This is a genomic window from Bradyrhizobium sp. 195 (assembly GCF_023101665.1).
Taxonomy (GTDB): Bacteria; Pseudomonadota; Alphaproteobacteria; order Rhizobiales; family Xanthobacteraceae; genus Bradyrhizobium.
Genome location: NZ_CP082161.1, coordinates 6347137 through 6359455, shown reverse-complemented (window position 1 = coordinate 6359455; position 12319 = coordinate 6347137). Strand labels below are relative to the sequence as shown.

Here is a 12319-nt window from a genome sequence, read left to right as displayed (position 1 = left end):
AACAAACAGGGAGTTGGTGATGACTGAGGTCGTAATTGTGTCCGCCGCGCGAACGCCGGTAGGTTCCTTCAATGGGGCATTCGGTTCGCTGACCGCCCATGAACTCGGTGCTGTGGCGATCAAGGGTGCTCTCCAGCGCGCCAAAGTCGCTCCTGAAGAGGTCGACGAAGTCATTCTCGGCCAGGTCCTCGCCGGCGGCGAGGGGCAAAATCCGGCACGGCAGGCCGCGATGGCAGCCGGTATTCCGCAGGAGAAGACGGCGTGGGGCATGAACCAGCTCTGCGGCTCGGGCCTGCGCTCGGTCGCTCTGGGCCTGCAGCAGATCGCCAATGGCGATGCCAAGGTCATCGTCGCCGGCGGCATGGAATCCATGTCGATGGCTCCGCACCTGTCGCACCTGCGCAACGGCACCAAGATGGGCGACGTCAAGTTCGTCGATTCCATGCTGATGGATGGCCTGCTGGATGCGTTCCACGGCTATCACATGGGCGTCACGGCGGAGAACATCGCCGCCAAATGGCAGATCACCCGGGAAGAACAGGACGCGTTCGCGACCGGCTCGCAGAACAAGGCCGAGGATGCTCAGAAGGCCGGCCGCTTCAAGGACGAGATCGTTCCCGTCACCGTCAAGACCAGGAAGGGGGACGTCGTCGTCGACCAGGACGAATACATCCGTCCCGGCACGACGCAGGACGCGCTCGCCAAGCTGAAGCCGGCGTTCAACAAGGAAGGCTCGGTGACCGCGGGCAATGCGTCGGGCCTCAACGACGGTGCAGCGGCCCTGGTTCTGATGAGCGCGGACGAAGCCGCCAAGCGTGGTCTTACCCCGCTTGCCAAGATCGTCTCCTGGGCGACCGCGGGCGTCGATCCCGCCGTCATGGGCTCGGGGCCAATCCCTGCTTCCCGAAAAGCGCTCGAGAAGGCCGGGTGGAAGGTCAAGGACCTCGACCTCGTCGAAGCCAACGAAGCCTTTGCGGCGCAGGCCATCGCCGTCAACAAGGATATGGGCTGGGATCCGTCGATCGTGAATGTGAACGGCGGTGCCATCGCCATCGGCCATCCGATCGGGGCCTCCGGCGCGCGCGTGCTGACGACGCTTCTGTTCGAGATGCAGAAGCGCAACGCAAAGAAGGGCCTTGCCACGCTGTGTATCGGCGGCGGCATGGGCGTCGCCCTGACGGTGGAACGTTAGGCCTGACTTAATCCGCAAAACAGCGCGGGCGGCGCGCGCCGTCCGCGAGAAACCGAGGTTCGCGAGAGCCGAGGCAAAACAAGACGAGCCAATTACAGGAGGGATCATGTCCAGAGTTGCGGTGGTGACCGGCGGAACGCGCGGCATAGGTGAAGCCATCTCGGTTGCTCTCAAGGCGGCCGGCTACAAGGTGGCCGCGAGCTACGCCGGCAACGACGAAGCGGCCGCCAAGTTCAAGGCCGAGACCGGCATCAACGTCTACAAATGGGACGTGTCGAGCTACGAGGCCTGCGCCACCGGCCTAAAGCAGGTCGAAGCCGACCTTGGTCCGGTGGATGTGCTCGTCAACAACGCCGGGATCACCAAGGACGGCATGTTCCACAAGATGACGCCGGAGCAGTGGTACGCGGTCATCAACACCAATCTGAACTCGTTGTTCAACATGACCCGGCCGGTGTGGGAGGGCATGCGTGAGCGCAAGTTCGGTCGGGTGATCTGCATCTCCTCGATCAATGGCCAGAAGGGCCAGATGGGGCAGGTCAACTACTCCGCCGCCAAGGCGGGCGACATCGGCTTCGTGAAGGCGTTGGCCCAGGAGGGCGCGCGAGCCGGCATCACCGTGAACACGATTTGCCCGGGCTATATCGCCACCGAGATGGTCAAGGCGATCAACCCGGAGGTGGTGGCCAAGAACATCCTGCCGCAGATCCCAGTCGGGCGCCTGGGCGAGCCGCACGAGATCGCGCGTACCGTCGTGTTCCTGGCGTCTGATGATGCCGGCTTCATCACGGGATCGACGATCTCGGCGAATGGCGGCCAGCATATGGTTTGAGCCATGTCGATCCAGCCACGAGGGGATCTCACGACGCGAACGCTGGCCATGCCGGCGGACGCGAATCCGAGCGGCGACATCTTCGGCGGTTGGGTGCTTTCGCAGATGGACATCGCGGGCGGCATTCATGCCGGCCAGCGCGCGCAAGGCCGCGTCGCGACGGTGGCGATCGAGGCGATGCATTTCATCAAGCCGGTCCATGTCGGGGATGTCCTCTGCGTGTACGCGTCGCCCGAGCGTGTCGGGCGCACGTCGCTGGCGATTCGCCTGGAGGCCTGGGCGCTGCGCAGGCGCCTGGGGGACCGTGTGAAGGTGACGGAAGGCATCTTCACCTTCGTCGCGCTCGATGCCGAGGGACGACCTGCGCCCATCCCGCCCACTCAAGCTGACCAGTAACGACCAATGAAGGAGAGGGAAATGTCCGACAGCAAACCGAAAGCAGGCGCCGCCGACTGGGGCCTTCCGGGGGTCGACTTCGCCAAGCTCGTAGAATCCTGCCAGATCAGCGGCGTCGATATGAAGGCGTTGCTCGACATGGAAAAGAAGAACATTGACGCCCTGATCGAGGTCAACCGCTCGCCCTATGAGAGCTGGCGAAACCTGATGGCGCGACAGGCGGAGGTCTTCCAGGAAACGATGACGGCGATCGCTGCCGAAGCCGGCAACGAGGCCGCGGTGGGAAGGCGCACCGAGATCGCCCGGCAAGGCTTCGAGACGGCCCTCGCCAACATGCGCCAACTCGCTCAGATCGCGACCGAACAGCAGAAGCAGACGATCGACATACTGCGGCGGCGTTTCGAGGAGGGTATGGCCGCGATGCGCACAAAGGGCGGCAGCACCTAGAGGTCGACTGCCGCATCTCGCAGGCGCGGCGCAATCTGCCTAACGAATAGGGTAAAATCGGGGAATACGATGGATCAGAATCTGAGGGAAGCCGCACTCGAATATCACCGCCTGCCGAGGCCGGGAAAGATTTCGGTGGTTCCGACCACGGCAATGGCGACTCAGCGCGATCTGTCGCTGGCCTATTCTCCCGGCGTGGCCGAGCCTTGCCTGGTCATCGCCAAGGATCCCCTGCAGGCCGACCAGTTGACCGCGCGCAGCAATCTCGTAGCCGTCGTCACCAACGGCACCGCTGTGCTCGGGCTTGGGAATATCGGCGCGCTTGCGGGCAAGCCCGTCATGGAAGGCAAGGCGTGCCTGTTCAAGAAGTTCGCCGGCATCGACGTCTTCGACATCGAGCTTGCCGAGGAGGATCCCGATGCGCTGATCGAAACCATCGCCAGGATGGAGCCGACCTTCGGCGGCATCAACCTTGAGGACATCAAGGCGCCGGAATGCTTCTACATCGAACAGCAGCTTCGCAAGCGCATGAAGATTCCGGTCTTCCATGACGATCAGCACGGCACTGCGATCATCGCCGCGGCGGCGATCCTCAACGGATTGAAGCTAGTCAAGAAGAATATCGCTGACGTGAAGCTGGTGTGCTCGGGCGCCGGCGCTGCGGCGCTGGCGTGTCTCGATCTCATCGTCAGTCTCGGTCTGCCGCAAAACCGGATCATCGTCACGGACGCGAAGGGCGTCGTCTATGCCGGCCGTACCGAAGGCATGGACGACAACAAGGCGCGCTATGCCGTGAAAACGGAAGCGCGAAAGCTCGACGAAATCATCGACGGCGCGGATATCTTTCTCGGCCTGTCGGCCGGCAATGTGCTGACCCAGGACATGGTCAAGAGGATGGCGCGGGATCCCCTGATCTTCGCCATGGCCAATCCGATCCCGGAAATCATGCCGGAAGACGCTTTGGCGGTGCGCCCCGATGCGATCCTCGGCACCGGGCGCTCGGACTACCCCAACCAGATCAACAACGTCCTCTGCTTTCCCTTCATCTTCAGGGGCGCGCTCGACTGCGGAGCGACGATCATCAATGAGGAGATGAAGCTTGCGACGGTGCGTGCGCTGGCAGATCTCGCGATGGCGGAAGTGCCCGAGGTGGTCGCTGTCGCGTACAAGGGGGAGAATCTGCGCTTTGGCCGCGACTATCTCATTCCAAAGCCGCTCGATCCGCGGCTGATCGAGGTCGTGGCCCCGGCGGTTGCCAAGGCTGCGGCGGACAGCGGCGTCGCCAGGCGCCCGATTGCGGACATGGAAGCCTATCGCCAGCAGCTGAGCCGGTTCGTCTACCATTCCGGCAACGCGATGCAGCCGGTGTTCTCGGTGGCGAAGGAAAGCGGAAAGTCGCTGATTCTGGCCGAGGGTGAAGACGAGCGCGTGCTGCGCGCGGCACAGGTGGTCGTCGACGAGCGGATCGCAAAGCCGTTGCTGGTCGGCCGGCCGTCGACCATCGAGGAGCGGATCAGGTCTTTCGGTCTCCGACTCAGACCAGGGAGCGACTGCGAGATCATCGATCCGCTCGATTCAGAGGTCTATTCCCAATGTGCGGATGTCTACCACGGGCGCAGGAAGCGTGATGGAGTGTCAGCGGCGCTGGCGCTTTCCGAGACGCGCAGCAACGCGACTGTGCTCGCCTCGATCCTTCTCGAAAGGGGGCTCGGCGACGCGATGCTGTGTGGGGTCATCGGCAGGACGTCCGATCACCTGACGGCGATCCGCAACGTGATCGGCACGCGTGACGGCCTGCGGACGCTCGCCGTGATGCAGATGCTCATCCTGCAGCAGCATCAGCTGTTCATTTGCGACACCCACTGCAATCTCAATCCGACCGCCGAGCAGGTTGCCGACATCGCATTGATGGCGGCGTCGGAGGTGAGCCGATTTGGCATTACCCCTCGGGTCGCGTTGCTGTCGCATTCGAGCTTCGGAAGCTCCGCGGTCCCGGATGCGCACAAGATGCGCGAGGCGCGGGCGATTATTCTCGAACGATCCCCCGATCTCGCGGTCGAAGGCGAGATGCGCGGCGACGCGGCGTTGTCGCCGTCGGTGCTGCACCACGAGTTCCCGGAGTCTGGTTTCGAGGGGCCCGCGAACGTGCTGGTGATGCCGAATCTCGACGCCGCCAACATCTCCTACAATTTGCTCAGGATGGCGGCGGGCCAGGGACTGACGGTCGGCGGCATCCTGCTCGGCGCGGCAAAGCCGGCCCACATCCTCACGCCATCGTCCACGGTTCGGCGAATCGTGAACATGGCGGCGGTCGCGGTCGCGGATGCAGTGTCCGAGAGGGCCTGATCCGGAGGATATGCTTGGGCGGGTTGTGAGCGCGCTTGGTCGAGGCCATCATGAGTAAGCCGCAATTGGGAAAACCCCGGATTGTGATCGTCGGAGGCGGAGCCGGCGGATTGGAACTCGCGACGCGCCTCGGCGACAAATACGGACGCAAAGGTAAGTTCGACATCACGCTGATCGAGCGAAACCGCACCCATGTGTGGAAGCCGAAGCTGCACGAGATTGCAGCCGGCAGCATGGATATCTCGGCTCACGAGGTCGACTATCTCGCGCAGTCCTATTGGCACGGCTTCCGCTACCGCATCGGGGAGATGATCGGGATCGACCGGGACAAGCGGCAGGTGCTGGTGGCGCCCTATCTCGATTCGGAAGGCCGGGAAGTCACTCCGAAGCGAATATTCGACTATGACGTCCTCGTGGTGGCCGTTGGAAGCCAGAACAACGATTTTGGCACGTCCGGTGTTGCTGATCATGCCATCAAGCTGGAATCGCAGCTTGATGCGCGGCGGTTTCATGAACGCATGGTCAATGCCTGCATTCGCGCGCATGCCCAATCTGCGCCTCTGGGATTACACCAGTTGAAGGTCGCAATCATTGGCGCCGGCGCGACCGGCGTGGAGCTCGCGGCCGAACTGCACAGGACGACACGCGAAGTGGTGGCGTACGGCCTCGACCAGGTCGATCCCCAGAAGGACATCAGGATCACGCTGATTGAAGCTGCTGATCGCGTGCTTCCCGCGCTGCCCGAACGTGTGTCGAAAGAGACGGAGAACCTGCTCGCCAGACTGGGTGTCAATGTGCTGACCGGCGCCAAGGTGTCCGAAGTCGGCTCCGACCGGGTGAGCCTGACCGACGGTCGCACGATCCCTGCCGAACTGATCGTCTGGGCGGCTGGCGTCAAAGCGCCCGATTTCCTGAAGGATATCGCCGGCCTGGAGACCAATCGCATCAATCAGCTGGTGGTCCGGCCGACATTGCAGACGACGCGCGACGACGGCATTTTTGCCATCGGCGATTGCTCGGCCTGCTCATGGGGTGAGCGCGGCAACGTCCCGCCGCGCGCGCAGGCGGCGCATCAGCAGGCGTCCCATCTCTATTCCCAGATTCCGCGCCATCTCCGGGGCGAGCCGCTGAAGGATTATCGCTACAGGGATTTCGGCTCACTGGTATCGCTCGGCGAATTCAGCACGGTCGGCTCGATGATGGGCGCGCTCGTGGGCGGCAGCCTCGTGTTCGAAGGCATGTTCGCGCGGATGATGTACCTGTCACTCTACAAGATGCACGAACACGCGCTGCATGGTTCGGTCAAGGTCGCGCTCGACACGCTGGCCCGGCTGATCACCCGGCGCACCGAACCGCATGTGAAGCTGCATTGAGGCGCATTTCATTCACGTAGCAGGTGCTGCGTGAACCCGGAGGAATGTCGATGGACGCCGTGTTCCTTGCTCGCATGCAGTTCGCCGGCAACATCACGTTCCATATCCTGTTCCCGTCGATTTCGATTGCGCTCGGCTGGGTGCTACTGTTTTTCAGGTTCAAGTATCTGCGCGCGACCGATCCGCAGCAGAAGATCGACTGGCTTCGCGCTTACCGTCAATGGACCAAGGTGTTCGCCCTGACTTTCGCGCTTGGCGTCGTCAGCGGCGTCACCATGAGCTTCCAGTTCGGCACCAACTGGCCGGGTTACATGGAGCGTGTCGGCAACATCGCCGGCCCGTTGCTCGGCTATGAGGTTCTGACCGCCTTCTTCCTGGAAGCGGGCTTTCTCGGCGTCATGCTGTTCGGCCATCGCCGGGTCGGCGAGATGGTTCACCTCGGTGCGACCATCCTCGTCGCCTTCGGCACGCTGATGAGCGCATTCTGGATCCTCGCGCTCAATTCGTGGATGCAGACGCCTGCCGGATACGACATTGTGGACGGTCAGTTTCATGCGCGCAGCTGGCTGGAGATCATCTTCAATCCGTCCTTCCCGTATCGCCTGGTCCATATGATACTGGCGTCCACATTGACCTGTGCGTTCCTGCTGATCGGCGTCAGCGCCTGGCAGCTGCTGAAAGGCGTCGCCACGGCTAGTGCGTCACGGGTGCTGCGGACCGGGCTTATCCTGGCCGCGCTGGCCGCACCGGCGCAGATGGTGGCGGGCGACTTTCACGGGCTCAATACGCTGAAGCATCAGCCGCAGAAGATCGCGGCGGTCGAAGGCATCTGGGAAACGACCCGAGGGGCGCCATTGCTGCTGTTCGCGATCCCGGACGATGCGGCGAGGACAAATCGTTTCGAATTGGGCATACCGAAGCTTGCTAGCCTGATCCTCCGGCACGATCCCGAAGGGGAGCTCAAAGGGCTGAATGAGTTTCCCTCGGCGCATCCGCCAGTCCTGCCGCTGTTCTGGTCATTTCGGATCATGGTGGGTGCCGGCATCCTGATGCTGCTGGTCAGCTGGCTCGGTCTGTGGCGGCATTGGCGCGATGGCTGGGATTTCGCGAAAATGCCGCAGTCGATGCTCGGGATATTCACAGGGATGACCTTTGCCGGCTGGGTGGCGACCATTGCCGGATGGTACGTTACGGAGATTGGCCGGCAGCCTTTCATCGTTTCCGGTCTCATTCGGACCGCTGACGTTGCTTCACGCGTGCCGTCATCGAGTATCGCTGTGACATTCGTCGTCTATGTCGCGCTCTATCTGGTGCTGCTCGCCGCCTATATCGGCGTCCTCAAATATATGGCCGAGACTGCCGACAAGAAGTCGTACGCGAGTACGTCGGCCGCCCTGCCAGGGGAGCCGCAGCCATATCAGCGCGAGGGAGAATTCGCATGACCTCGATGTCGTTCGATGAACTGCTGCCGCTCATCTTCATCGGCTTGATGGGCGTGTCGCTGCTCGTCTATGTCGTGAGTGACGGATACGATCTCGGGGTCGGCATGCTGATGCACCGGGCGACACCCAAGGAGCGCGATACGATGGTCGCATCCATCGGCCCGTTCTGGGACGCCAACGAGACCTGGCTGGTGCTCGGCGTTGGGCTGCTCCTGATTGCTTTCCCCAAAGCGCATGGGCTGGTGCTGTCGGAACTGTACCTGCCGACCGCGCTCATGCTGGTCGGCCTGATCCTGCGCGGCGCGGCCTTCGATTTCAGGGTCAAGGCCAGGGCCAGCCGGAAGGCGATGTGGGACCGGCTGTTCATCGCCGGCTCAATGCTCGCGTCGGTCTGTCAGGGCTGGATGCTCGGCCGCTATATCAGCGGCTTCGGAGAGGGGTGGAACTATCCGATCTTTGCCGGCGCCATCGCCGTCGCGCTGCCGATGGCGTACGCGCTGCTTGGCGCCACCTGGCTGGTGATGAAGACGGATGGCGCACTGCAGAGCAAGGCGATCGCGTGGAGCAAGATTGCCTGGCCGCCCATGGTCATCGGCCTGATCCTGATTTCGATGGCGACACCCTGGATTAGTGAAACCGTCCGCGTGCGGTGGTTTACCTTGCCGGCGATCATCGCCGTCGCATCGATTCCGATGACCGCAGCCATCGCGCTCGTGGCAGTCCGCGTGTTGCTCGGCTCACCTGCAGTGCGTGGCGCGCTCTGCTGGTTGCCGTTTGCCTTGCTCGTGCTCGTTTTCCTGCTCAGCTTTCTCGGCCTCAGCTACAGTATCTATCCCTTCGTGGTGATCGACCGGCTCACGGTCTGGGACGCCGCCAGCAGCCCGGATTCGCTCAAGATCATCCTGATCGGGGTCTGCCTCACGCTGCCCGTCATCATCGCCTATACCGGATTTTCCTATCGCGTATTCCGAGGCAAAACCATAGAGTTAGATTATGCGTGAGCCATCCTTTGCCATGGCCCATGCTCCTCGGTTTGTTCTGGTTCACAAGATGACGGAGCTTCCATTCCCCGTGAACATCAAAAGGGGCGGTGAAGTCGGTTCGACGGCGTCCAGCTCCATGCGTTGGCTTGTTCGCGGAACAGCTGCCCTTGCCTTGGTCGCAGCCGCTTCCTGGCTCGGATATGCCCTGGCCTTGCAACGTGGACTTGACCGTTTGCACGTTGCAGCTCAGCAGCGGCTTGCGGTGGAAGCGGCCAGGCTCGACGGTCATCTCTCCAGGTTTGAATATTTGCCGTCACTGCTCGAGACGTCCGCGAGCGTCTTCAAATTGCTCGGCGATCCCACCGATCCCGCGCTGCAGCAATCGGTCAGCCTATATCTGAAGTCGATCAATCTGCTTGCCGGGGCCGACAACCTTTACGTCCTGAGCGTCTCGGGTGAAGCCTTGGCCGCCGCCGACTTCGATGATCCCGGCACGCCCGTCGGCCGGAATCTGTCATATCGCCCTTATGTGAGCGAAGCCCTCGCGCGTGGCCGGGGCGCGTTCTTCGGTGTCGGCATCACCAGTGCGCGCGCCGGCTATTATCTCTCCTATGCTCTGAAGGAGGGCGGGGCGACCAAAGGGATCGCCGTGGTCAAGGTCAATTTGGATTCGTTCGAGCGCGGTTGGCGCGATCTTGCCGGCGACGCACTGCTCCTCGACGAACGGGGCGTGACGATACTCGCCTCGCGCGACGTGTGGCGCTACCGCCCGGCGGCACCGCTATCGCCTCAATTGCGCGACGAGATTGCGCGGTCCAAGCCTTACGCCGATTACGATCTGAGGCCGCTCGGATGGACTATCCTGGCTGCGTCCGAGGGTGGTAGCGCGCATGTCGCCACCGAGGACGGGGCGGCGTACATGGTCACGGAGCTTTCGATCAATCGGGGCCTCTGGAGGCTCGTGCTTCTCGACGATGAGGCCCCGGCCCGGCAGACCGCGCTGATCATCGGCGCGTTGTCGGGGCTTGCCTCCATCGTCGCTCTGCTGGGGCTCGGGCTCGTGTTGCAGCGCCGCCGAGAGATCAAGCAACGCCTGGCCAACCAGGCGGCATTGCAGGCGGCAAATGATCAGCTCGAGACACGGGTGCAGGAACGGACCGCCGAATTGCGCGCTGCACAGGACGAGCTGGTTCATGCCGGCAAGCTGGCGGCCCTCGGACAGATGTCAGCCGGAATTGTGCATGAACTGAACCAGCCTTTGGCGGCGCTGCAGACAGCGGCCGACAATGCGATCCTGCTGGTCGATCGCGGATCGGTCGGCGATGCCCGCGGAAACCTCGCCCGCATTGGTGAACTGGTGCGTCGGCTCGGAAGGCTGACCGGGCAGCTCAGAGTCTTCGCCTACAAGTCGAGCAGCCCGCTTGACGCCGTTCCGGTCGAACTGGCCTTGAATGAGGTGCTCAAGATACTCGCCGGACGCGTCAAGGAAGGGGGCGTGAACGTCGTGACCCACATTGACGCCGATCTCGGCGTGGTCGCCGACCAGGCAAGGCTCGAGCAGCTGTTGTGCAACATTGTGGCGAATGCACTGGATGCGGTCGAGAGCGCGGAACGCAAGTCCATCGTGATCCGGGCGACCAGGGAAGAAGGGCAGACCGCCCGGTGCCGCATCGCCATCAGCAACAATGGCCCTGCGATCGCTCCCGACGTTCTCAGGCGCATGTTCGAGCCGTTCGTGACGACCAAGCCCGCGGGCAAGGGCCTCGGCCTCGGCCTGATGCTGTCCAACCATATCGCGCGTTCCTTTGGCGGCGAATTGCACGGGCGAAATCTTCCAAGCGGCGCCGAATTCGTCGTGATCCTTCCATTGGCCGAGCTGACAGAGGCGGTTTCGCATGGGCGATGACCTATCCATTGGCGTGATCTACGTCGAGGACGACGAGGACGTCCGCATTGGCGGCGTTCAGGCGCTCGAACTTGCAGGGTTCTCCGTCTCCGGTTTTGCGTCAGTCGAGACCGCCCACACGTCCGTGCGTGCCGACATGCCCTTCGTCGTGGTCTGCGACGTGCGGCTGCGCGGCAAGAGCGGTCTTGATTGGCAGTCCGATCTGCGCAGATTGGATCAGGACCTGCCCGTGATCCTGATCACGGGACATGGCGATATCTCCATGGCCGTGCAGGCGATGCGAAATGGTGCCTACGACTTCATCGAAAAGCCGTGCTCATCGGAGCAACTCGTATCCGTGGTCCGCAGGGCGGCTGAAAAGAGACGCCTGACCCTCGAGGTTCGCTCGCTTCGGTCTGCGCTGTCGGACCGTCAGGGAATCGAGGCAAGCCTACTCGGCCGGTCCCCGCAGATCCAGGAAGTGCGCAGACTCGTATCTACCCTGGCCTCGACCAATGTGGACGTGACGATCTACGGCGAGACCGGTACAGGAAAGGATGTGGTCGCGCGTTGCCTGCACAATCACAGCGGGCGCCGCGGTGGCAATTACGTCGCTGTCAATTGCGGCGGACTGCCCGAGTCGCTTGTCGAAAGCGAGTTGTTCGGCCACGAAGTCGGAGCCTTCACCGGAGCCACCCGCCAGCGTATCGGGAAGATCGAATATGCCAACGGCGGAACGCTGTTCCTCGACGAAATCGAGAGCATGCCGTTGAGCGTCCAGGTGAAGCTGCTGCGATCACTCCAGGACCGCTCGATTGAGCGGGTCGGAACCAACAAGCCGATCGCGGTGGACTGCCGTGTCGTGGCGGCGAGCAAGTCGAACTTGCTGGAGCTGAGTGAAAAGAAACTATTTCGCGCGGATCTCTACTACCGTTTGGGGGTCGCGTTCATCGAGCTGCCGCCGCTTCGGGAACGACGCGAAGACATTCCGCTGCTGTTTGAGCATTTTACGCTGGATGCCGCGAGACGCTTCGAGCGCGATGCGCCGATACTTGACGATCAGACGATGTCCGCGCTGCTGGCTTATTCGTGGCCCGGCAATGTACGTGAGCTTCGCAACGTCGCCGACCGTTTCGTGCTGGGCGTGCTCGACGGCAAGGCGATCAACAAATCCGGGTTTGGCACGTCGGATCTGTCGTTGCCTCGACAGCTCGAAAACATCGAGCGGTCAATCGTCGAGGACGCTTTGCGCCGCAAGCAGGGTGACGTGCAGGCGACTGCGGTGCTGTTGGGGATCCCCAAGCAAACCCTCTACGACAAGATCAAGCGTCTCGCCGTCAATGTCGACGGCATCCGGGAAGGCTCGGTCGTTCGCTCCGGCGCCTGACGTTCCGGAGCAGCTGTGCCGTGCACGCGGCGAGGT

The 12319-nt window shown here is 62.6% G+C and carries 10 protein-coding genes; all 10 read left to right on the top strand.

Translation table 11 applies throughout. The features are described 5' to 3' along the window. The first annotated feature begins 19 nt into the window (after positions 1-19). Positions 20-1192: an acetyl-CoA C-acetyltransferase gene (locus IVB26_RS29765; protein WP_247968633.1), complete on the top strand. Its 1173-nt coding sequence runs from the start codon at positions 20-22 to the stop codon at positions 1190-1192. Positions 1193-1298: 106 nt separating this feature from the next. Beyond that, positions 1299-2024, top strand: a complete 726-nt coding sequence (gene phbB, locus IVB26_RS29760; RefSeq protein ID WP_247968632.1) for an acetoacetyl-CoA reductase — start codon at positions 1299-1301, stop codon at positions 2022-2024. A 3-nt stretch (positions 2025-2027) separates the two neighbouring features. After that, positions 2028-2420, top strand: coding sequence for an acyl-CoA thioesterase (locus IVB26_RS29755; protein WP_247968631.1), 393 nt, complete (start codon positions 2028-2030; stop codon positions 2418-2420). A 21-nt stretch (positions 2421-2441) separates the two neighbouring features. Then, positions 2442-2867, top strand: coding sequence for a TIGR01841 family phasin (phaP, locus tag IVB26_RS29750; protein WP_247968630.1), 426 nt, complete (start codon positions 2442-2444; stop codon positions 2865-2867). Between the two features lie 69 nt (positions 2868-2936). After that, complete coding sequence (locus tag IVB26_RS29745) at positions 2937-5213, top strand: NADP-dependent malic enzyme (protein WP_247968629.1); 2277 nt, start codon at positions 2937-2939, stop codon at positions 5211-5213. Between the two features lie 50 nt (positions 5214-5263). Further along, complete coding sequence (locus IVB26_RS29740) at positions 5264-6586, top strand: NAD(P)/FAD-dependent oxidoreductase (RefSeq protein WP_247968628.1); 1323 nt, start codon at positions 5264-5266, stop codon at positions 6584-6586. Between the two features lie 50 nt (positions 6587-6636). Beyond that, entirely contained in the window at positions 6637-8028 is a 1392-nt protein-coding gene (locus IVB26_RS29735; RefSeq protein ID WP_247968627.1) for a cytochrome ubiquinol oxidase subunit I, read from the top strand. Further along, positions 8025-9029 (top strand): cytochrome d ubiquinol oxidase subunit II, encoded by a 1005-nt coding sequence (locus IVB26_RS29730; RefSeq protein ID WP_247968626.1) that lies wholly within the window; start codon positions 8025-8027, stop codon positions 9027-9029. The genes IVB26_RS29735 and IVB26_RS29730 overlap by 4 nt, the downstream gene beginning before the upstream one ends. A 214-nt stretch (positions 9030-9243) precedes the next feature. Further along, entirely contained in the window at positions 9244-10917 is a 1674-nt protein-coding gene (locus tag IVB26_RS29725; protein WP_346732841.1) for a sensor histidine kinase, read from the top strand. Further along, entirely contained in the window at positions 10907-12283 is a 1377-nt protein-coding gene (locus IVB26_RS29720; RefSeq protein ID WP_247968624.1) for a sigma-54-dependent transcriptional regulator, read from the top strand. Before IVB26_RS29725 ends, IVB26_RS29720 begins: the two co-directional genes overlap by 11 nt. Positions 12284-12319: the final 36 nt, after the last annotated feature.